Genomic DNA, 20,303 nt, shown 5'->3' with positions numbered 1-20,303 from the left:
GGAGCGGGTGACAGCCCCGTACCTGAAACCGAAAGCGACACAGCCGGTACCTGAGTACCGCGAGACACGTGGAACCTCGTGGGAATCCGGGAGGACCATCTTCCAAGGCTAAGTACTAACCGACGACCGATAGTGTACCAGTACCGTGAGGGAAAGGTGAAAAGAACCTCTGTCAGAGGAGTGAAAGAGAATCTGAAACCTGGTGCTTACAAGCTGTGAGAGCGGACTTGTTCCGTGATCACGTGCCTTTTGCATAATGAGTCAGCGAGTTAATCTGTACTGCAAGGTTAAGCGTGAGTGGAGCCGTAGGGAAACCGAGTCTGACAAGGGCGACGAGTAGTGCGGATTAGACCCGAAACCGGGTGATCTATCCATGAGCAGGTTGAAGCAAGGGTAAAACCTTGTGGAGGACCGAACCAATACCGGCTGAAAACGGTTTGGATGACTTGTGGATAGGGGTGAAAGGCCAATCAAACCCGGTGATAGCTGGTTCTCCCCGAAATATATTGAGGTATAGCCTCATGGATTGTCTGCCGGAGGTAAAGCACTGACAGGGCTAGGGGTCCTACCAGATTACCAAACCCTATCAAACTCAGAATGCCGGTCAGATGTACCATGGGAGTCAGACGGCGGGTGCTAAGGTCCGTCGTCGAGAGGGTAAGAGCCCAGATCAACAGCTAAGGTCTCCAAATCCATGCTCAGTGGTTAAGGTGGTGACGTTGTAGAGACACCCAGGACGTTGGCTTAGAAGCAGCCATCGTTTAAAGAAAGCGTAATAGCTCACTGGTCTAATGACGTTGCGCCGAAAATGTAACGGGGCTAAGCATGGTACCGAAGCTTTGAATTCCGCGTAAGCGGTCTGGTAGGGGAGCGTTCTTCACGGGCAGAAGGTGTGTCGCAAGGCATGCTGGACTGTGGAGAAGTGATTATGCTGACATGAGTAACGATAAAACGGGTGAAAAACCCGTTCGCCGTAAACCCAAGGTTTTCCGGGTAAAGGTAATCTTCCCGGAGTTAGTCGGCCCCTAAGGCGAGGCTGAAAGGCGTAGCTGATGGGAAACGTGTTAATATTCACGTACTTGTGTGTTCGCGCGATGAAGGGACGCAGGAAGATAGGCAAGCCGGGCGCTGGTTGTCCCGGTGCAAGCGTGTAGGGATGAGGAGTTGGCAAATCCGCTTCTCTCTATCCTGAGACGCGAGTCCGTGCCCGCAAGGGCTGAAGTTGTCGAGTCTATGCTGCCTAGAAAAGCTTCTAAGTATAGGACACGCAAACCGTACCGGAAACCAACTCAGGTGGGTGGGATGAATAATCCAAGGCGCTCGAGAGAACTCTGGCCAAGGAACTCGGCAAAATAACCCCGTACCTTCGGAAGAAGGGGTGCTTTTTAGGGTGAAGCGATTCACTCTGTCGAGCCCTGAAAAGCCGCAGAGAAATGGTGGTGGCGACTGTTTACTAAAAACATAGGTCTGTGCCAAGTCGTATAGACGACGTATACGGACTGACGCCTGCCCGGTGCTGGAAGGTTAAAAGGAGGAGTCAGCGCAAGCGAAGCTCCGAATTGAAGCCCCAGTAAACGGCGGCCGTAACTATAACGGTCCTAAGGTAGCGAAATTCCTTGTCGGGTAAGTTCCGACCTGCACGAATGGCGTAACGATCTCCACACTGTCTCGGCCAGAGACTCGGTGAAATTGAAGTCGCGGTGAAAATGCCGTGTACCCGCAGAAAGACGGAAAGACCCTGTGCACCTTTACTATAGCTTGACATTGGGATTTGAGCCTGCATGTGTAGCATAGGTGGGAGCCCGTGAACCCTGTACGCCAGTATGGGGGGAGGCAACGTTGAAATACCACCCTTGTTTGTTCAGGTCCCTAACTCTTCGCCGTTACCCGGTAAGAGGACAGTGTCTGGTGGGTAGTTTGACTGGGGCGGTCGCCTCCCAAAATGTAACGGAGGCATGCAAAGGTTCCCTCAGGCTGATTGGAAACCAGCCGTCGAGTGCAAACGCAGAAGGGAGCTTGACTGCAAGAGAGACATCTCGAGCAGGTACGAAAGTAGGTGTTAGTGATCCGGTGATCCCGAATGGAAGGGTCATCGCTCATTGGATAAAAGGTACGCCGGGGATAACAGGCTGATCGCATCCAAGAGTTCACATCGACGATGCGGTTTGGCACCTCGATGTCGGCTCATCACATCCTGGGGCTGAAGCAGGTCCCAAGGGTACGGCTGTTCGCCGTTTAAAGTGGTACGCGAGCTGGGTTTAAAACGTCGTGAGACAGTTTGGTCCCTATCTTCTGTGGGCGTAGGAGAATTGAAAGGGCCTGTCCCTAGTACGAGAGGACCGGGATGGACACACCACTGGTGGACCTGTTGTCGTGCCAACGGCACAGCAGGGTAGCTATGTGTGGAAGGGATAACCGCTGAAAGCATCTAAGCGGGAAGCCTGCCTTAAGATAAGTTCTCCCTGACGCAAGTCCTGAAGGGCCGAGGTAGACGACCTCGTCGATAGGCTGGAGGTGGAAGCCCTGTGAGGGGTGGAGCTGACCAGTACTAATAGCCCGTGCGTCTTGTTTCTCGAAAATCTTCCATCCCTGTTTCAATATTTTGACAAATTTCTTTGGTAGCCATAGAGGAGAGGGTACACCCGACCCCATTCCGAACTCGGAAGTTAAGCTCTCCATCGCCGATGATACTGCATAACGTCATGTGGGAAAGTAGGCCGCTGCCAAAGATCGTTCGAGACCCCCTTGCCGCTTTCAGCGCGAGGGGGTCTTTTTTTATGGGCTTTAGCCTGTTGAGCGCCTGACAGGCGCGAAACAAAAAACCACCCGCTATGCGGGTGGAGACAATACGTTATACACACAAAAACACCTTTCCGATACGATGAAGTTGTTCAAGCCCATCGCAACTTTAACGGAAAGGTGTTTTTGTTATGAAAACTAAGGCTCATAGTTTAGCACATACGAAGTGGTTGTGCAAGTATCATATCGTCTTTACTCCAAAATATAGAAGGAAAATAATCTTCGCACAGCTTCGTGAAAGTATAAAAGAAATTTTGCAATGTCTCTGCAAATATAAAGGGGTTGAGATTCTGGAAGGGCATCTGATGCCGGATCATGTCCACATGCTGGTGTCCATACCTCCTAAAATCAGTGTGGCAAATTTCATGGGCTACCTGAAAGAGAAAAGTTCGTTGATGATATTCGATAAACACCCAAACCTTAAGTATAAGTTCGGCAACAGAAAATTTTGGGCCGAAGGATATTATGTCAGTACGGTGGGGCTTAATGAGGCAACGATTAAAAAGTATATCCAGGATCAGGAACGCCACGATATTATAAGAGACAAGCTGACATCACGCGAATATCAAGACCCCTTTAAGGGGTAGTCAAGGCGGCAAGGGCACTGGGCTTGAACAACGTGAAAGCCAGCGTCTTTAGGCGCAGCCGGTAATAGGCCCTTATAGGGCCAGAGCAAACCACCCGCTTTGCGGGTGGTTCTGATTATGGGCTTTAGCCTGTTGAGCGCCTGACAGGTGCGAAACAAAAAACCACCCGCTATGCGGGTGGAGACAATACGTTATACACACAAAAACACCTTTCCGATACGATGAAGTTGTTCAAGCCCATCGCAACTTTAACGGAAAGGTGTTTTTGTTATGAAAACTAAGTCTCATAGTTTAGCACATACGAAGTGGTTGTGCAAGTATCATATCGTCTTTACTCCAAAATATAGAAGGAAAATAATCTTCGCACAGCTTCGTGAAAGTATAAAAGAAATTTTGCAATGTCTCTGCAAATATAAAGGGGTTGAGATTCTGGAAGGGCATCTGATGCCGGATCATGTCCACATGCTGGTGTCTATTCCTCCTAAAATCAGTGTGGCAAATTTCATGGGCTACCTGAAAGGGAAAAGTTCGTTGATGATATTCGATAAGCACGCAAACCTTAAATATAAGTTTGGCAACAGAAAATTTTGGGCCGAAGGATATTATGTCAGTACGGTGGGGCTTAATGAGGCAACGATCAAAAAATATATTCAGGATCAGGAACGTCACGACATTATGAGAGACAAGCTGACATCACGCGAATATCAAGACCCCTTTAAGGGGTAGCCAAGGCGGCAAGGGCACTGGGCTTGAACAGCGTGAAAGCCAGCGTCTTTAGGCGCAGCCGGTAATAGGCCCTTATAGGGCCAGAGCAAACCACCCGCTTTGCGGGTGGTTCTGATTGTCCCCGGTCCACCGGGGATTTTTTTTGTTGGAAAAGAGGAACGGGCTGCGGAACTACCGCCAGCGCTCCTCCGGCCCCTGATGTCTCGCCGCTCCCGGCAGGAGGCCGCGCCTGGTGGGGAGCTCGACCGGGGGTCACCCCAAACGGTCGTCTCAAAAGGGGGTAGCCGTTTCTCAGGGGGAATCTTGCGGGCAGGGCAAGACCGCAGGCAGCTGATGAAGATTTGAAGTGAGGAAAAACTCTGCGGGGAGGGAAACCTTTTTGGAAAAAGGTTCTCCCTCCCCGCACCCCATCCTTCCAAAAACTTTTGCCGGTGAGCCTGTCGAAGATGGGAGAGCCTGCGGAGACGTGCGGGGCGGCTTCCATACCCGCAAATCCGCCTCCGGGCAGGACAGAGATATGTGGCTCTTGAAAACGGAGAGCACCCGCGGGAAGGGCGCCCCGGAACGTGACACCCGCATGGCTGGTGCTGATGACCGGTCTTTGTTTACAGGGAGCTTGGCGGGCCCTGCCGTGAAGATTTTCTGAAATCCTTGTGGACAAGCGGGCGGGAACAGGGCACTGTGCCCTCCGCAAGATTATGATTAGGGAGCTGGATCGATGCTGGAGATCATGACGGAACGTTGTTGCCTGCGTCCCATGACGGATGCGGATTTCCCGGCCCTGTGCCGTTACCTGCAGGATCCCGGGGTGATGTATGCCTGGGGGCATGCCTTCAGTGACAGGGAAGTCTGGGACTGGCTGCGGCGCCAGCAGGCCCGCTATGTGCTGCCGGGATACGGTGCCCTGGCCGTGGAGCTGCGGGAAACGGGCGAGATGATCGGGCAGTGCGGCATCACCATACAGGACTGTGCGGGGGTGACGGCCTGTACCGCCGCGGCTGATGGCGAGGGTGACGGACCGGCCCCGGCCGCGGAAGAGGCGGGGACTTCCGCGTTGTCCAGCGCCGGCATCGATGCCACGCCCCGGGCCTTGCAGGTGCCGGAAGTGGGCTATCTGCTGGCAAGAAAGTACTGGCACCACGGATATGCCACAGAATCGGCCCGTGCGTGCATGGAATTCGCCTTTGACGTCCTGGGTGTACCGGAAGTCTTTTCGTGCATCAGGAGCGACAATACACCGTCTCTGGCGGTGGCCAGGCGTAACGGCATGGAACTGTGCGGGCGCTTCAGCAGGCATTATGGCGGGCAGGACATGGAACACCTGCTCTATGTGGCCCGCAAAGAAAGCTGGGCCGTGTAGCTTCGGAGACAGGAGGGGCGATGCCCTGCGGGACAGTGTGCCCTTTCGCACAGGGGGTGCCTATGCCTTCCCGGATCGCCGCTCTTCACGGAAGGATGCCCGCATGGGCGGGGCTGGACGGCAGGGATCTGTCTTTGGCGGAGCCATCCGCCGGATGACGAAAAAAGCTGCCTCACGATGACGTGAGGCAGCTTTTTCATTTTCAGGGCAATCCCGCACAGGGGGCCGTCAAAGGGCTTACATGCCCGCGGCGCGGCGGATGCGGGCCAGGCTGGCGTCCTTGCCCAGGAAGGCCATGATCTCGGGCAGGTGGGGGCCGCCCATGAAGCCCATAAGGGCCGTGCGCAGGGCCGGGGCCACGTCCTTGAACTTGAGGCCGTTGCCTTCGATGTAGCCGTGCAGGGCGGCTTCGAGGCCGGGAGCGTCGAAGGGATCGCAGGCGGCGAAGCGCTCGGCCACAGCGTTGAGATGGGCCTTGCCGGCATCGGTCAGGTTCTTGGCGCAGGCCTTTTCGTCATAGACCAGCTCGTCGGCGCCGACCAGCAGGGGACGGAAGGACTCGGCCAGGGCCTTGAGGTCCCCGGCGCGCTCGCGGAACATATGGCACAGGGCGGCCAGCTTGTCGTCGGCGACATCGGCGGGCAGCCCGGCCTTTTCCACGAAGGGACGCACCAGCGTGGCCAGTTCGTCCAGGGGCATCTCGCGCATGAAGTGGGCGTTGATCCACTCCAGCTTGGCCGGGTCGAAGGCGGCGGCAGCGGGGTTGAGGCTGGTGCCGTCGAAGAATTTGATGAGTTCTTCCCGGGTGAAGATCTCCTGGTCGCCGTGGGACCAGCCCAGGCGCACCAGATAGTTGACCAGGGCCTGGGGCAGCAGGCCGTCGTTCTGGTATTCGATGACGGCGCGGGCGCCGTGGCGCTTGGAGAGCTTCTGGCGGTCGGGGCCCAGGATCATGGGCACATGGCCGAAGGTGGGCACGGGCAGGCCCAGGGCTTCGTAGATGAGGATCTGGCGGGGGGTGTTGGACACGTGGTCGTCACCGCGGATGACGTGGGTGATGCCCATCTCGTAGTCGTCCACCACCACGGCCATGTTATAGGTGGGCATGCCGTCGGCGCGACGGATGACCATGTCGTCCAGTTCGCTCACGTCCACGGCGATGCGGCCCTTGACCATGTCGTCGAACACCACCTTGCCGGCCTGGGGGGCCTTGAGGCGCACGCAGTGGCCTTCGCCGGGGCCCAGGTTGCGTTCGCGGCAGCAGCCGTTGTAGCGGGGCTTCAGGCCCTGGGCGCGGGCTTTTTCGCGCATGGCTTCCACTTCCTCGGGGGTGCAGGAGCACCAGTAGGCGTGGCCGGTCTCCAGCAGCTTGTCCACATAGCTGTTGTACAGTTCGGTGCGCTGGGTCTGGTAGTTGAGGGGGCCGTCCCAGTCCAGTCCCAGCCAGCGCATGGAAGCCAGGATGGAGTCGGTGTACTCCTGCTTGGAGCGGAGCAGGTCGGTGTCCTCGATGCGCAGGTGGAACTCGCCGCCGAAGTGGCGGGCCAGCAGCCAGCAGAAGATGGCGGTACGCGCGCCGCCGATGTGCAGATGGCCCGTGGGGCTGGGCGCGAAACGGGTAACGACTTTATTCATGGTACTGTCCTTCATCGACGGCAGGCCGTCGAGGTGATTTGGCGGTCAGGGGAGCGGGCAGGCTGCGCGTGGACGGCATTTCCTGCGGCCGCAAGGCAGGGCAGGATAACCCCAATGCGCGCGCCTTGCAATGGCGGGCGGAAGCCGGACAGCGGCAGGCCCTTGCGCCTTCCCGGCCGGGGGTGCTACAGCGGTGAGGCGGTCTTGCCGCATTTTCATGCCTGTGCCTCAAGGAGAAGATATGAGCACCCAGACTGTTGTCATCAAGTATGGCGGTCATGCCATGGACAGGGACGAACTGAACGCGGCCTTTGCCGACGACATGGCTTTTCTGCAGCAGAGCATGCGCCTGGTGGTGGTGCATGGCGGCGGGCCCCAGATCAACGCCCTGCTGGACCGCCTGGCCATCGAGAGCCGTTTCGAGAAGGGCCTGCGCGTGACCGATGCCGACACCATGCAGGCCGTGGAGATGGTGCTGTGCGGCCAGGTCAACAAGAGCGTGGTCAGCCGCTTTTTGCAGCACGGCGCCCGTGCCGCGGGCCTTTCCGGCCGGGATGCGGGCCTGCTGCGGGCGCGGGTGAAGGACCCTGTGCTGGGCCTGGTGGGCGAGGTGGAAAAGGTCGACGCCTCCGTGCTCGCCTGCCTGCTGGACGGCGGCTTTTTGCCCGTGGTGGCGCCCGTGGCCTCCGGCCCCGAGGGCCAGGCCCTGAACATCAATGCGGACACGGCGGCCGGTGCCGTGGCCGGTGCCCTGCATGCCGACTATTTCGTGCTGATCTCCGATGTGCCCGGCGTCCTGGATGCGGACAAGAAGCTGATCCCCTCCCTGGACCGCGCCCGCATCGCCGAACTCCTGGAGGCCGGCGTCATCAACGGCGGCATGATCCCCAAGGTGCAGTCCTGCCTGCATGCCCTGGACGAAGGCTGCTCCCGGGCCCTGATCCTGGATGGCCGCCAGCCCTCCAGCCTGCGCCGTTATCTGCTGGACGGCGAACCGCTGGGAACGGTGGTCACGGCCTAGTTTCGCGGAAAAGAGGATGCCGGGAGGGGCCGTCCCTTCCCGGTGATGCCAGTCCTTGCCGGCAGCGCGGCCGCTCCCCAGCCCGGGCGGGGCACGGCCCTGTGCCGCAGGCGTACTGTAACTTACTGAGATCCCGCTAACGGATCATTTGGAGGAGTCATGACACAATGTGCTGCTCCCAGCGCGGCTGCCGTGGCCGCCAGACGGGCCATGAAAAAAAGTTTCCAGACGCGGGGCATCCTGACGGCTGTCTCGTCCGGCATGGTCTACGGCATGTACACGGCCTTCATGACCTATGCCATGGCCCTGGGTGTCTGGGCTGTCTGGTATGGTGAAGGTTCCGGCCTTTCGGAATTCGCCGTCCTCTTCCTGCTGAGTGCCCTGGGGGCCGGCCTGACCGACGGCTGCGCCGCCATCTGGGCGCTCATCATGGCGGCCCTGCGCGGCAAACTGGGCGACTTCGGCCGCAGCTTCAAGACGCGTCCCGGCGCCATGATGATCATCGCGGCCCTGTTCGGGGGCCCCTTCGCCTCCACCTGCTATGTGGTGGGCCTGCAGATGGCCGGTTCCATCGTCGTGCCCATCAGCGCCCTGTGCCCGGCCATCGGTGCCATCCTGGCCCGCTTCCTGTTCCGGCAGCCCCTGACGCCCCGCATGATGCTGGGCATCCTGATCTGTTTTTCGGCCAGTGCCCTGATCGGCTTCTCCAGCATGGGCGGCATCGAGGCGCGCCCCCACATGATGCTGGGCCTGCTGTTCGGCTTCCTGGCCGCCCTGGGCTGGGGCATCGAAGGCTGTGTGTGCGGTTACGGCGTGTCCATCATCGATTCCGAAGTGGGCATCACCATCCGTGAAGTGACCATCGGCATCTCCAACCTCATCATCCTGGTGCCCATCCTGGGCTGGATCGGCCAGACGGACGGCTTTGCCATGCTGGGCAAGGCCCTTGCCGACATGGACTCCATGAAGTGGTTCATCGTGGCCGGTTTCCTTTGCTACTTCAACTTCATGTGCTGGTACCGGGGCAACGCCATGTGCGGCGCGGCCCTGGGCATGGCCTGTAACGGTGCCTATTCCTTCTGGGGTCCCTTCTTCTGCTGGCTCATCCTGGGTGTCTTCTTCGGCCTCGACGGCTGGAACATGGCGCCGGTGGCCTGGGTCGGCGCCGTCCTGATGGTCGTGGGCATCTTCACCATCGCCACCAACCCTCTGGCCCTCTTCCGCAGAAAGGAGCAGTAGGATGAGACCCCTGAACTTTGCCATCCTCAAGTATCTGACCACGGTGGACGAAGCCTGCCCCGAAGACATCATCGAGGCCCTGAAAGGCACCTACGGCACCTTCCGGGCCCTCAACAAAAAAGACATCCTTTCCGCGCTCATGACCGCCGAGGTCAACGGCCTTGTCCAGGAATCCCGCTTCGAGCTGGACGAAAACGGCGAGCTGCGCATCTACTACCGTGCCCATGAGGAAGGCGCGGCCACCATCAACCGCTACATCCCCGGTTAGGGCAGCGGTTCCCGGCCCGCCGCGCGTCCCGCCGGGGCAGCCGTCCGGGCCCGGGGACCCCGCTTTTCCGCGGCCGGGGCCGATGTCCCCGCATCCGCCCGGATGTTCCCGGTGCCGAAAACATCCCCACCGTTGCCCGCACAAAAAAGGGACCGCATCCGCGGTCCCTTTTGCATCGTTGCGGGAACAGGCCTTACCCTTGCAACAGGCGGCACAGGGCCGTACGGACGGCGTCGAAGGCTTCCTCGCCTTCCATGCGCAGGGTGCCGCCCGCCGCGTTGCGATGGCCGCCGCCGCCGAACTGCACGGCCACGGAGCGCACGTCCGTGGTGCCCGTGGACCGCAGGCTGAGCTTGTAGATGCCGGGCGCGTCCTCCCGCAGGATGCCGGAGGCCTCCACACCGCGCAGGCGGCGGAACTGCTCCACCAGGCCTTCCAGATCCTCCTTGAGGGCCCCGCACTGGCGCAGGTCTTCCAGACGGGCCAGCGCCAGCGCCGCACGGCCGTCGCAGCAGAGCTCCACGCGCTGCATGAGCCGGGCCCAGAGCGCCATGCGGGCCGGGCTCCAGTTGTTGTCCAGCTTTTCGCGCAGCATGTGGATGTCACAGCCGCTGTCGCAGAGCAGGGCCGCCAGACGGAAGACCGCGGCCGTGGTGCTGCCGTGCAGGAAGCCGCCGGTATCGGTCACCAGCCCCAGGGCCAGGGATTCGCCCAGCGGGCCTTCCGGGCGCAGACCGGCCGCCAGGCAGACATAGGCCGCCAGCTGGGCCGTGGCCGCGGCGGCGGGCTCGATCCAGTTGTCGACCGTCCCCATGCCGTCGCTGCCCAGGTGATGGTCGATGTTGATGCTGGCCGTCCCGGCAAAGCGGCCCTCCAGGGCCGTGGCCAGATCGTCGCCCAGACGGTGCGCTTCGCCGCAGTCCAGCAGCACCAGGGCCTTCGGCTCGAAGGGCAGGCGCTCCAGGCTGGTGAGCAGCGTGCAGGGCAGGGGCAGGAAGGACAGATAGTCCGGCACGCCCGAAGGGCTGTAAAGGACGAACTCCCTGCCCAGGGCCTTCAGCAGCCAGCCCAGGGCGCTCATGGAGCCCAGGGCATCCCCGTCGGGATTCACATGGGCGGCCACCAGCACCCGGTCCAGGCCGCGCAGGCTTGCCGCTACGCGCGCGGCGAGCTCGCGCCAGTTTTCGGGTATCTCAGTCATCAACGGCATAGATCTCTACCTCGCTGTCGGTCATTTCTTCGGTGCAGACGGCTTCCATCATCAGCGCGCATTTGTCCATGCGGCTGCGCAAGTGGCTCTCGCTGTTGGAGAGGGACGTCACGGCCAGCCGCAGGCGGGTCAGGCTGTTCTCGGTGCCTGCCTCGGCGATGGCCACGTTGAAGCGGTTGCGCACCTTCTGCTTCAGACTGTTGGCCACACGGCGCTTGGCCTTGAGGTTGTCGTTGCCGTCAAGGGCGAACTCCACGGTCAGGACTGCTACGAACATGGGCATGGTATCGGGCCTCGGGAGAGGCAAGGCCGGGGGAAGGGGGACGCTTTTGGAAAAAGCGTCCCCCTTCCCCCGGACCCCCATCCCCCCGTAAAACTTTTGTTTTGGTCGGTATGACGGGTCCCCGTCGTTGCGCGGCGGGCCTGCTCTCGTCCTCTTCCCCGGGAAAAGGCAGGAAAGCAGGCGTATTTTGTAAAGGATAGTGCGGCGTTTGAAAAGGGCATCCGTTGCGGGGGATCCGCCACCGTAAGAAACCTGGCGGGTGTGTCTCGCCTTTCAGCCATATCGCCGGGAGACCGGCGGACGAAGACCGGCCTGTGCGCCATGACGGCCCATCACAGACCTGCATAAAAGTTTTTGGAGGGATGGGGGAGTGTGAGGGGGAAGGGAGACCTTTTTCCAAAAAGGTCCCCTTCCCCCTCACGTATACCGGCCCCATCAAAAAAGGCGGCCGGGAGACCGGCCGCCTTGGCGGGGAAAAGGGGGACATTCCCCGATGGGGGTATCCGTTGTCGGGACCGGGGGCAGGCCCGGCCATGACACGGGTTGTCGTTGTTACAGGGTGGCGGCTTCCTCGACGGTCTCGAACGCTTCGATGCGCCCATCGTTGCGACGAAGGAAGCTACGAGGGGCGACAGTCCGGCAGGGGTCGGGCCGCCCGGGCCACCACGGCTTACAGGGTGGCAGCTTCTTCGACAGTTTCGAACGCTTCGATGATGTCGCCGATCTTGACGTCGTTGAAGTTCTCCAGGCCCACACCGCATTCGTTGCCCTTGACCACTTCGCGGGCGTCGTCCTTGAAGCGCTTGAGGGAGCTGATCTTGCCGGTGTAGACCACCACGCCGTCGCGGAGCAGGCGCACGCCGGCGTTGCGGGCGATCTTGCCGTCGGCCACATAGGAACCGGCGATGATGCCCACCTTGGGCACGCTGAAGGTGTTGCGGACCTCAGCCTGGCCCAGGTAGACTTCGCGCTGCACGGGAGCCAGCAGGCCGGCCATGGCGCTCTTGATGTCATCCACCAGCTTGTAGATGATATCGTAGTAGCGGATGTCCACGCTCTCGCGTTCGGCGATGTCCTTGATGCGCGAGGTGGGACGCACGTTGAAGCCGATGATGATGGCCTGGGAGGCGGAGGCCAGCATGATGTCGGATTCGGAGATGGCACCGGTGCCGCCGTGCACCACGTTGATGCGCACCTTTTCCGTGCTCTGCTTGTTGAGGGCCTCGGTGATGGCTTCCAGGCTGCCCTGCACGTCGGCCTTGAGCACCAGGTTGAGGGTCAGGGTCTCCTGGTCGGAGGCGCGGCGCGACAGGAAGGTCTCCAGGGTGACCTTGGACTCGCTGGCCAGATCGCGTTCACGCTGCTTGGTGGCGCGCATCTCGGCGATGCGGCGGGCCAGCTTTTCGTCGGCCACGGCAAAGAACTCCTCACCGGCTTCGGGCACGCCTTCAAAGCCCTGCACTTCCACGGGGATGGAGGGGCCGGCCTCCTTGACCTTCTTGCCCTGGTCGTTCATCAGGGCGCGCACGCGGCCGGAGAACTGGCCGCACACGAAGTTGTCGCCCTGGTGCAGGGTGCCTTCCTGGATGAGCACGGTGGCCACGGGGCCGCGGCCCTTGTCCAGCTTGGCTTCCACGATGCGGCCGTGGGCGGGCTTGTTGGGATTGGCCTTGAGGTCCATGATCTCGGACTGCAGGGCCACCAGTTCCAGCAGTTCGTCCAGGCCCTGGCGGGTCTTGGCGGAGACCTTGGCCACGATGGTGTCGCCGCCCCATTCTTCGGGCTGCAGGCCCATCTCGGACAGCTCACGCAGCACGCGGTCGGGATCGGCGCCGGGCTTGTCCATCTTGTTGACGGCCACCATGATGGGCACACCGGCGGCGCGCGAGTGGTTCACGGCTTCGCGGGTCTGTTCCATGACGCCGTCATCGGCGGCCACCACCAGGATGACCAGGTCGGTGACCTGGGCGCCGCGGGCGCGCATGGCGGTGAAGGCCTCGTGGCCGGGAGTGTCGAGGAAGACGATCTCGCCGCGCTTGGTCTTCACATGGTAGGCACCGATGTGCTGGGTGATGCCGCCGGCTTCGCCGCTGGTGATGTTGGACTTGCGGATGGCGTCCAGCAGCGAGGTCTTGCCGTGGTCCACGTGGCCCATGATGGTGACGACCGGGGGACGGGGCTTGAGGTCTTCGGGTTTGTCCTCCTGCTGGGGCAGCAGGTAATCTTCTTCGGAGAAGCCGGCCTTTTCCACTTCGTAGTCGAATTCGGCGGCCACCAGGGTGGCGGTGTCGATATCCAGCGACTGATTGATGGTGGCCATGACGCCCAGGCCGAAGAGCACCTTGATGATCTCGTTGGCCTTGAGGCCCATCTGGTGGGCCATGTCGGCCACGCGGATGGCTTCGGTAACGCGGATCTTGCGCTTGGCGGCCTTGAGGGGCTGGGTGGCCTGCACGGCGGCGGGCTTGCCGGGCTTGCGGCGGCCGCGGGTGCTGCGGTTCATGCGCGGCGCGTCATCATCGTCCTGATGGCGGCCGAAATCGCCCTGCTGGAAATCGACGGTGCGGCGGCCCTTGTTGCGCTTTTTCTTGCTCTGGCCGTCGCGGCTGTCCAGGGGAGCGGCCGGCGCGGGAGCGCTGTAGCCGCCGCCGGCAGGACGGGGCCCGCCGCTGCGGGGACGGTCGCCGAAGCCGGAACGGTTGCCGCCGGGGCGGCCGGAACGGTTGTCGCGACCGTCACGGTCACGGCCGCCGTCACGGCTGTCGCGGGTGGTCGCGGCACCGGGCTGGGGACGGGAGATGACGCGCACCTGGGGGGCCGGGGCCACCACGCGGGCGCGGGTGGGGGTGGCTTCGGCGGGCCGCTCGTCGCGGTTCTCGCGGGCCTCGCGCTGGAGCAGCGTGGGCGCGGAGGAGCCTTCGGGCATGGCCGAAGCGTCAGGACGGCCGGCGCGGGACCTGGCGGCCTTTTCCGCGGCGCCGTTCTCGGCGGCTTCCTTGGCGTTGATGGCGGCCAGCACGGCGCTCTTGCGCACTTCGGGCTTGGCTTCGGGGGCCTTTTCGGGCTTGGGCTCGGTCCTGGCGTCCGCCCTGGTCACGGGCGTGGCGGCCTGGGCGGGCCGGATGATGCGGGCCGTGGGCGTGGCATCGGGACGACTGATGACGCGGGCGCCGGCCGGAGCCACCACGCGGGCGGTCTGGGGCGTCGCCTTTGCCGCGCGGGCTTCGCGCCTGGCTTCGGGCCTGGTTTCGGCTTTGGCTTCGTTCTTCACGGGTTCGGGCTTGGCTTCAGGAGCCTTTTCGGCCTCGGGGGCGGCCACCACGCGTGCAGCGGGCGTTTCCACCGGGGCGGCGGGTTCGGGAGTCTTTTCGGCCCCGGGTTCGGCCTTCGCAGGTTCGGGCTTGCCTTCGGGAGCCTTTTCAGCTTCGGGGACGGAGATCACGCGGGCCGCGGGCGTCTCCACCGGAGCGGCGGCCTTTTCGGGAGCGGCCGCGGCCTGTTCCTCGGCCGGGGCTTCGTCCTTCACGCGGCGGCGGCGCACGATGACCGTGGGCTGGTCGTCCTTGCGGTCGGCCTTGCGCTGGCGGTTCTCGGCCACGCGGTCGCGAACCCCGCTCACTTCTTCCATGGGGATGGAGCCCTGGGCGCTCTTGACGTTGAAGCCCATGGACTGCAGCTCCTGCAGCAGTTCCTTGGCATCCATCTTGAGCTCAGCGGCAAGATCCTTGATTTTGATTTTACTGTCCGACATTACTTTTCCCCCTTGCGCCGCCTGGACGGTCTGAACCTGGCGAATCGTGCCGCGCAGGCCGGATCGTCACACAGGTACCAGCCCCTGCCCGGACTGGTCTGCGGCGTGTCGATAGTCAAATTTCCGTGCGCGTCGCGCACGTGGCGCGTCAGTGCCGCCTTGGCGAAACGGCGGCGGCAGATGACGCACATTCTCACTGGCCCTTCGCAGCCCTCGGCGGGCGCGTCGGGGCTAGTCTTCATCACCATCCTGGGCGTTTCCGCTGTTGCCGGCGCCGGCCGTGTCTTCCTCGGCGGCCCGGGGTTCGGGCTCGGCCACGGGGGCCAGGAAGTTGATGGCCGAACGCAGGTCGGCGATGCGGCTGTCCGAGATGGCCAGCTTGTCGGACAGTTCCTCGTCACTGGCCTGGCGCAGCAGGTCCAGCGAGGTATAGCCCGCTTCCAGCAGCTGGTTCATGGAGACTTCGGCCACGCTGGCCACCTGCTCCAGACCGTGGCCGATGGCGTTGGCCTCGTTGTAGCGGGTCTCGGTGAAGATATCGACCTTCCAGCCCAGCAGGCGGGCGGCCAGCTTGACGTTCTGGCCCTTGCGGCCGATGGCGTTGGTCAGCTGGTCATCGGGCACGATGACTTCCAGCAGGTTCTCTTCCTCGTCCACCACGATGCGGGAGACCATGGCCGGGGCCAGGGCGTTGCGGGCGTAGGTGGCGATATCGGGGCTCCAGACCACGATGTCGATGCGTTCGCCGCGCAGTTCCTGCACGATGTTCTGGATGCGCGAACCGCGCACGCCCACGCAGGCGCCCACGGGGTCCACGTCGCGCTCGCGGGAGAGCACGGCCACCTTGGCGCGGGAGCCGGGGTCACGGGCCACGCCCATGATCTGCACCACGCCGTCGTCCACTTCGGGCACTTCGCGGCGGAACAGGGCGGCCATGTAGTCGCGGTGCGCGCGGGAGATGACCACCTGCGGGCCGCGGCCTTCCTTGCGCACGTCGATGATGATGGCCTGCACGCGGTCGTTGCGCTTGTAGTGCTCGCGGGGGATCTGCTCCTCGCGGGGCAGGATGGCTTCGGTGCGGCCCAGGTTGACCACCCAGCCGCCCTTGTCGCGGCGCTGCACGATACCGGAGACGATCTCGCCCATGCGGTCCTTGTACTCGTCGTAGATGATCTCCTGCTCGGCGTCGCGCATGCGCTGGATGATGACCTGCTTGGCGGACTGGGCGGCGATGCGGCCCAGGTCTTCCACCTTCACGCGGAAACCGACTTCGTCGTCGATCTGCACGGAGGGATCATGGGTGCGGGCTTCGGTGATGCCGATGTGGGTGTCCTCGTTTTCGACCTCGCCGTCTTCCACCACGATCTTGAACTGGTAGACTTCGATGTCGCCGGTGTTGTCGTTGTACCGGACTTCCACATCCATATCTTCGCTGAAGCGGCGCTGCACCGAGGTGCGCACGGCATCTTCAAGCGTCTTGATGAGCATGTCGCGGTCAAGGCCCTTGTCTTTGCTGATCTGGTCAATGGCCTTTTTGAGTTCAAGGTTCATTGCTACCTCCGGCTGCCGCACAGAGCGGCATAAATTTCCTGGTGTACCGGCCGGGGCCGGAAACCGCCGTCACGGGCGGGTGATGACGAAGCGGCCTTGCGGCCGCGTGAGAGGACCGCAGGGCGTGCCCGTGCGGTTATATGTCTTCGGCCTCGTTGCGGCCGGGATGCTTGCTCTTGCCGCCTTTGGCCTTGCCCTTCCTGGGGGCGTCGCCCTGGGGCCCGGCCTTGGCGGCCTTGCGGGCGGGCTGCTTGCCGGGCTTTTGCGGCTGGCGGAAAATATGGATGCGGCTGGCGCGGCGCACCATGTCCCAGGGCACCAGGACCTCGTCCATGGCCTCGGGGCAGATGTCGCCCTCGGCCGAGACGCTGGCCGGGGCCAGGCGCACGGCGCTGCCGGTGACTTCGCGCAGGACGCCGCGCCAGGCGCGACGGGCCGCGGGGGCGTTTTCGGGCGCGTAGGCGGAGACCATGCGCAGTTCCACCATGTCGCCCGCATAGGGACGCATCTGGTCGAGAGAGAAGAACAGACGGCTGAAACCGGGCGTGGAGACTTCCAGCACATAGGCCTGCTCGATGAGGTCTTCCACTTCGAGGGCCAGACCGAGCTGGCGCGAGATCTCCTCGCACTGGTCGATGCTGGCGGAGCGGGCCTCCATGATGCCGGCGCCGTCCTCAAGGTCGCCGGCGGGCTCGCTGCCGGCGGACAGTGCGGCCTGGGCCTGTTTGACCTCCTGCGGCAGGTCCACGAACACGCGCACCGTGGTGCGGCCTGCCTGGGCGATCTCCACACCCCAGATTTCAAGACCCTGAGCCTGGACCAGGGGCGTGGCCAGACGGGTGACGGTTTCCTTGAGGCTGTTTTCGCTCATGTCCCTTCCTGGGCGTCTGCCCGGTCGCAAGTACAAAAAAAAGGGGGCCTGTTGAGGCCACCCCGTTGTGAACGCATGTTCTGCATCAGGATGATGCGGCAGTGACTGCCGCGCCATTTCGGACAACCATATAAGGAAAGAACCGGGGGACTGTCAAGCGCTTTTTGGCCTTTGGGGCGGAAAATCCGCTTTTGGCGCGGTTTTGACCGGCAAGGGCCCGCAGGGGGAAAGGGAGCGATGGCCGGCGGGAAGGTCCCGGCACGGAGGCGGGGGAGATGGGGCCCCCTCGCGCCAGCGACCGGATGGCGACCCGGAGGGCGTGCCCGTTGCGACGCAGGAAGCTGCGGGCGGCGGTGCCGGGAAATTTCCCGTCCACCTCAAAACGCCGCCTCAAAAAGCCGCCAGCAGCGCCCCCTGCGGCGCCGTGAGGCTGTCGGCCAGCTTGCGATGGGCGGCGGGCATGGCCAGGCTCTCCAGCTCCCCGCGCTCCAGCCAGCGGCAGGCCGTGGCCGCCGTGAGCACGGGCGGTTCGGGCGGCCGGGGCGTTGCGTCCGTGACCGGCTCCAGGGCAAAGCAGTGCAGGCGCACCCGGTAGGTGGTGTAGCCGTGGCGGATGACGCCCAGCGGGGCCGTCACCCGGACGGCGAGGCCCGTCTCCTCGGCGAATTCGCGCACCACGGCCTGTTCCGGCGTCTCGCCGGGCTCCACACGGCCGCCGGGGAATTCCCACAGGCCGCCCCAGGCCCCCCGGGGCAGGCGTTTCTGGACGAAGATGCGGCCGTGGCTGGAAAGGACGCCGGTCACCACCTCGATGGGGGTGATCTCCGCCTTTTTGCCCGGGACGGGGCGCTCATGCACGATGCCCAGGTGCAGGGCCGTGCAAAAACGGGCCAGGGGGCACTGGCCGCAGCGGGGCTTCTTGCCGCAGACCAGGGCGCCCAGTTCCATCATGGCCTGGTTGTGGCGGCGTGCCTCGCCCGCGGGCAGGAGGCGGCGGGCCAGCTCCGCGATGCGCGCGGCTGCCGGGCCGGACTTGACCGGGCTGTCCACGTCGAAGACGCGGGCGATGACCCGTTCCACATTGGCGTCGATGCAGGCCACGGGCAGGTTGAAGGCGATGCTGGCGATGGCGGCCGCGGTGTAGGGGCCGATGCCGGGCAGGGCGCGGATGGCATCGGGCCCGGAGGGGAAGATGCCGCCGTGCTCCCGCATGACCAGGCGGGCGGCGGCCAGCAGGTTGCGGGCGCGGGAATAGTAGCCCAGGCCCTCCCAGGCGTGCAGCACTTCCTCCTCGGAAGCGGCGGCCAGGGCGGGCAGGTCGGGAAAGCGCTCCATCCAGCGCAAAAAATAGCTGACGCCGCGTTCCATCTGGGTCTGCTGGAGCATGATCTCCGAGATCCAGACTTCATAGGGCGTATACTGGCGCCGCCAGGGCAGGGGCCGGGCATTGGCGGCGAACCAGGCGAGCAGGGCCTGCTGCAGCTCGGGAAGATGGCTCTCGGGCGGGCGGTGGCCGGGCGGCGGCACGGCACCGGTGACGGGGACGAGGGACGGCAGCGCATGCTGGCCGGTGGTCTGGCGGGATCTCATGGCCGCAGTGTAGCCGTGCGGGCCCTTCCTGTCACCCCGCCGGAGCAGGGAGGAGGCACATTGTCTTTGCCGGCCGCTTGTCGTATAGAGACGGATGGCCGCCGTGTTGCACGGCCGCCGCAAATTTCCCTCAAGGAGTTACCATGTCCAATCCCACCGTGCTGCTGGAAACGACCTCGGGCGACATCCTGATCGAGCTCTTCCCCGACAAGGCTCCCGACACCGTCGCCAACTTCCTGCAATATGTGGATGACGGCTTTTATGCCAACACCATTTTCCATCGTGTGATCCCCGGTTTCATGATCCAGGGCGGCGGCCTTGGCCCCCGCATGGACGAAAAGGCCACCCGTGTCCCCGTCAAGAACGAAGCCGACAACGGCCTGTCCAATGAGCGCGGCACCATCGCCATGGCCCGCACCATGGATCCCCACAGCGCCACCGCGCAGTTCTTCATCAACCTGGTGGACAACGACTTCCTCAACTACAGCGCTCCCGTGCCCAGCGGCTGGGGCTACTGCGTGTTCGGCAAGGTCGTGGAAGGCATGGACGTGGTGGACAAGATCGCCAAGGTCAAGACCAAGAGCGTGGGCATGCACGAGAACGTGCCCACCGACATGGTGCTCATCACCGGCGCCAGCCGCTTCGAATAGGCCGCGGCCTGTTCCTCGCCGATTCTGGACTGTCAGCCCCACGCCTGCCGTGGGGCTGCCGGATTTTCAGGAGGAAACATGAAAAAATGGCTTTTGTGCTGCTGCCTGCTGCTGGCCCTGCCCCTGGCCGTCCGGGCGGAAGACGAAAAGATCGACCCCGCCAACTACATCTGCGCCGAATTCGTGGCACAGGGCGCCGTCAGCCAGGATCCGCCCGTCTTCCAGGCCCTGCAGATCGACGGCTTCGTAAGCTCCAACATCGGCTATACCGTGGCCGATCCCCAGGCCATCAACGTGCTGGTGCCCCAGGCCTACCTCATGTGCCAGGAGCAGCCCACCACCGTGGTGGCCGAGATCTGGGAGCCCCTCAAGAAAAAGCTGCCCCGCCCCGTCAGCGGCGAATGGGAGGCCGACGTGACCAAATGCCGCGCCTATAACGAACATCCCGAGAACGGCAGCGGCTTCGTCATCTGGCTGGATGCGTACAACCGTCAGTACAATGTGACCGAAAAGTCCATCCTGGCCAGGCAGGAGACCCTGGACAAGTTCCTGGCCGCCTGCGCCAAGAACCCCGATGCCTTCATGATCGACGTGCTCCAGGAGACCCTGGGCAACAAGTAAAAAGTCGGGAGCCCTTCCGCAAGGAAAACGAAAGGACCGCCATCCCCGCGCTGCCTTCGGGCTGCGGGGACGGCGGTCCTGCATTTTTTCAGGGATGCCGCCGGGTGGCGTCATCCGGCGGCGCATGCCCGCACAGGGGAG

At 63.0% G+C, this 20,303-nt stretch carries 16 protein-coding genes and 2 rRNA genes (1 of these 18 running past the window's edge); 10 read left to right on the top strand and 8 right to left on the bottom strand.

All coding sequences use genetic code 11. The features are described 5' to 3' along the window. From DESPIGER_RS08305 to DESPIGER_RS08285, 5 genes are all read left to right on the top strand, one after another. Nucleotides 1–2,573: ribosomal RNA gene (locus DESPIGER_RS08305) — 23S ribosomal RNA — on the top strand (it extends 360 nt beyond the left edge of the window). Nucleotides 2,574–2,614: 41 nt separating this feature from the next. Then, nucleotides 2,615–2,729: ribosomal RNA gene (gene rrf, locus DESPIGER_RS08300) — 5S ribosomal RNA — on the top strand. A gap of 201 nt (nt 2,730–2,930) precedes the next feature. Further along, nucleotides 2,931–3,386 (top strand): IS200/IS605 family transposase, encoded by a 456-nt coding sequence (gene tnpA / locus DESPIGER_RS08295; protein WP_072335477.1) that lies wholly within the window; start codon nt 2,931–2,933, stop codon nt 3,384–3,386. Between the two features lie 270 nt (nt 3,387–3,656). Further along, on the top strand, nt 3,657–4,112 hold the full coding sequence (gene tnpA, locus DESPIGER_RS08290) for an IS200/IS605 family transposase (protein ID WP_072335474.1): 456 nt from the start codon (nt 3,657–3,659) through the stop codon (nt 4,110–4,112). 730 nt (nt 4,113–4,842) lie between these two features. Continuing rightward, entirely contained in the window at nt 4,843–5,472 is a 630-nt protein-coding gene (locus DESPIGER_RS08285) for a GNAT family N-acetyltransferase (RefSeq protein WP_231927551.1), read from the top strand. Between the two features lie 237 nt (nt 5,473–5,709). On the opposite strand, the gene gltX is transcribed toward DESPIGER_RS08285, so the two are convergent. Beyond that, complete coding sequence (gene gltX, locus DESPIGER_RS08280) at nt 5,710–7,107, bottom strand: glutamate--tRNA ligase (RefSeq protein WP_072335468.1); 1,398 nt, start codon at nt 7,105–7,107, stop codon at nt 5,710–5,712. A 241-nt stretch (nt 7,108–7,348) separates the two neighbouring features. Between gltX and argB the strand changes: the two genes are divergently transcribed. From argB to DESPIGER_RS08265, 3 genes are all read left to right on the top strand, one after another. Then, a complete protein-coding gene (gene argB / locus DESPIGER_RS08275) occupies nt 7,349–8,128 on the top strand; it encodes an acetylglutamate kinase (protein WP_072335465.1) in 780 nt (259 codons plus the stop codon). A gap of 159 nt (nt 8,129–8,287) precedes the next feature. Then, nucleotides 8,288–9,367, top strand: coding sequence for a hypothetical protein (locus tag DESPIGER_RS08270; RefSeq protein WP_072335462.1), 1,080 nt, complete (start codon nt 8,288–8,290; stop codon nt 9,365–9,367). 1 nt (nt 9,368) lies between these two features. Continuing rightward, nucleotides 9,369–9,635 carry a hypothetical protein gene (locus tag DESPIGER_RS08265; RefSeq protein WP_072335459.1) on the top strand — a complete coding sequence of 89 codons (267 nt, stop codon included), beginning with the start codon at nt 9,369–9,371 and terminating at the stop codon, nt 9,633–9,635. Nucleotides 9,636–9,828: 193 nt separating this feature from the next. Here DESPIGER_RS08265 and DESPIGER_RS08260 read toward each other — a convergent pair whose 3' ends face one another. The 7 genes from DESPIGER_RS08260 to mutY all read right to left on the bottom strand — a co-directional run bounded on the left by DESPIGER_RS08260 (nt 9,829) and on the right by mutY (nt 18,891). Beyond that, the gene (locus tag DESPIGER_RS08260) at nt 9,829–10,836 is read right to left on the bottom strand and encodes a DHH family phosphoesterase (protein WP_231927550.1); all 1,008 of its coding nucleotides are present in this window, start codon (nt 10,834–10,836) and stop codon (nt 9,829–9,831) included. After that, nucleotides 10,829–11,122 (bottom strand): DUF503 domain-containing protein, encoded by a 294-nt coding sequence (locus DESPIGER_RS08255; protein ID WP_072337658.1) that lies wholly within the window; start codon nt 11,120–11,122, stop codon nt 10,829–10,831. Before DESPIGER_RS08255 ends, DESPIGER_RS08260 begins: the two co-directional genes overlap by 8 nt. A gap of 676 nt (nt 11,123–11,798) precedes the next feature. After that, complete coding sequence (gene infB / locus DESPIGER_RS08250; RefSeq protein ID WP_072335452.1) at nt 11,799–14,879, bottom strand: translation initiation factor IF-2; 3,081 nt, start codon at nt 14,877–14,879, stop codon at nt 11,799–11,801. Beyond that, nucleotides 14,879–15,070 carry a YlxR family protein gene (locus DESPIGER_RS08245; protein WP_331712408.1) on the bottom strand — a complete coding sequence of 64 codons (192 nt, stop codon included), beginning with the start codon at nt 15,068–15,070 and terminating at the stop codon, nt 14,879–14,881. Before DESPIGER_RS08245 ends, infB begins: the two co-directional genes overlap by 1 nt. A gap of 40 nt (nt 15,071–15,110) precedes the next feature. Then, a complete protein-coding gene (gene nusA / locus DESPIGER_RS08240; RefSeq protein WP_072335446.1) occupies nt 15,111–16,430 on the bottom strand; it encodes a transcription termination factor NusA in 1,320 nt (439 codons plus the stop codon). 136 nt (nt 16,431–16,566) lie between these two features. After that, on the bottom strand, nt 16,567–17,301 hold the full coding sequence (locus DESPIGER_RS08235; protein ID WP_072335443.1) for a hypothetical protein: 735 nt from the start codon (nt 17,299–17,301) through the stop codon (nt 16,567–16,569). 390 nt (nt 17,302–17,691) lie between these two features. Then, nucleotides 17,692–18,891: an A/G-specific adenine glycosylase gene (gene mutY, locus DESPIGER_RS13320; RefSeq protein ID WP_269456888.1), complete on the bottom strand. Its 1,200-nt coding sequence runs from the start codon at nt 18,889–18,891 to the stop codon at nt 17,692–17,694. Nucleotides 18,892–19,034: 143 nt separating this feature from the next. On the opposite strand from mutY, the gene DESPIGER_RS08225 reads away from it, so the two are divergent. Together DESPIGER_RS08225 and DESPIGER_RS08220 are read left to right on the top strand one after the other, a co-directional pair. After that, nucleotides 19,035–19,541, top strand: a complete 507-nt coding sequence (locus DESPIGER_RS08225; RefSeq protein WP_072335441.1) for a peptidylprolyl isomerase — start codon at nt 19,035–19,037, stop codon at nt 19,539–19,541. A gap of 78 nt (nt 19,542–19,619) precedes the next feature. Further along, the gene (locus tag DESPIGER_RS08220) at nt 19,620–20,162 is read left to right on the top strand and encodes a hypothetical protein (RefSeq protein WP_072335439.1); all 543 of its coding nucleotides are present in this window, start codon (nt 19,620–19,622) and stop codon (nt 20,160–20,162) included. Nucleotides 20,163–20,303 lie beyond the last annotated feature (141 nt).

Origin of the sequence: Desulfovibrio piger (assembly GCF_900116045.1) — a bacterium.
In the GTDB taxonomy this organism is placed as follows: Bacteria; Desulfobacterota; Desulfovibrionia; order Desulfovibrionales; family Desulfovibrionaceae; genus Desulfovibrio; species Desulfovibrio piger_A.
The sequence above is the reverse complement of the archived record's forward strand: the minus strand, read 5'-3'. Positions and strand labels throughout refer to the sequence as shown.

What these genes read in the sequence shown, in the direction of transcription:
- argB (WP_072335465.1), top strand. Translation starts at nt 7,349, where the DNA reads ATGAGCACCCAGACTGTTGTCATCAAGTATGGCGGTCATGCCATGGAC.
- DESPIGER_RS08255 (WP_072337658.1), bottom strand. Translation starts at nt 11,122, where the DNA reads ATGTTCGTAGCAGTCCTGACCGTGGAGTTCGCCCTTGACGGCAACGAC.
- DESPIGER_RS08220 (WP_072335439.1), top strand. Translation starts at nt 19,620, where the DNA reads ATGAAAAAATGGCTTTTGTGCTGCTGCCTGCTGCTGGCCCTGCCCCTG.
- mutY (WP_269456888.1), bottom strand. Translation starts at nt 18,891, where the DNA reads ATGAGATCCCGCCAGACCACCGGCCAGCATGCGCTGCCGTCCCTCGTC.
- DESPIGER_RS08225 (WP_072335441.1), top strand. Translation starts at nt 19,035, where the DNA reads ATGTCCAATCCCACCGTGCTGCTGGAAACGACCTCGGGCGACATCCTG.
- tnpA (WP_072335474.1), top strand. Translation starts at nt 3,657, where the DNA reads ATGAAAACTAAGTCTCATAGTTTAGCACATACGAAGTGGTTGTGCAAG.
- infB (WP_072335452.1), bottom strand. Translation starts at nt 14,879, where the DNA reads ATGTCGGACAGTAAAATCAAAATCAAGGATCTTGCCGCTGAGCTCAAG.
- DESPIGER_RS08245 (WP_331712408.1), bottom strand. Translation starts at nt 15,070, where the DNA reads ATGTGCGTCATCTGCCGCCGCCGTTTCGCCAAGGCGGCACTGACGCGC.
- gltX (WP_072335468.1), bottom strand. Translation starts at nt 7,107, where the DNA reads ATGAATAAAGTCGTTACCCGTTTCGCGCCCAGCCCCACGGGCCATCTG.
- DESPIGER_RS08265 (WP_072335459.1), top strand. Translation starts at nt 9,369, where the DNA reads ATGAGACCCCTGAACTTTGCCATCCTCAAGTATCTGACCACGGTGGAC.
- nusA (WP_072335446.1), bottom strand. Translation starts at nt 16,430, where the DNA reads ATGAACCTTGAACTCAAAAAGGCCATTGACCAGATCAGCAAAGACAAG.
- DESPIGER_RS08235 (WP_072335443.1), bottom strand. Translation starts at nt 17,301, where the DNA reads ATGAGCGAAAACAGCCTCAAGGAAACCGTCACCCGTCTGGCCACGCCC.
- tnpA (WP_072335477.1), top strand. Translation starts at nt 2,931, where the DNA reads ATGAAAACTAAGGCTCATAGTTTAGCACATACGAAGTGGTTGTGCAAG.
- DESPIGER_RS08285 (WP_231927551.1), top strand. Translation starts at nt 4,843, where the DNA reads ATGACGGAACGTTGTTGCCTGCGTCCCATGACGGATGCGGATTTCCCG.
- DESPIGER_RS08270 (WP_072335462.1), top strand. Translation starts at nt 8,288, where the DNA reads ATGACACAATGTGCTGCTCCCAGCGCGGCTGCCGTGGCCGCCAGACGG.
- DESPIGER_RS08260 (WP_231927550.1), bottom strand. Translation starts at nt 10,836, where the DNA reads ATGACTGAGATACCCGAAAACTGGCGCGAGCTCGCCGCGCGCGTAGCG.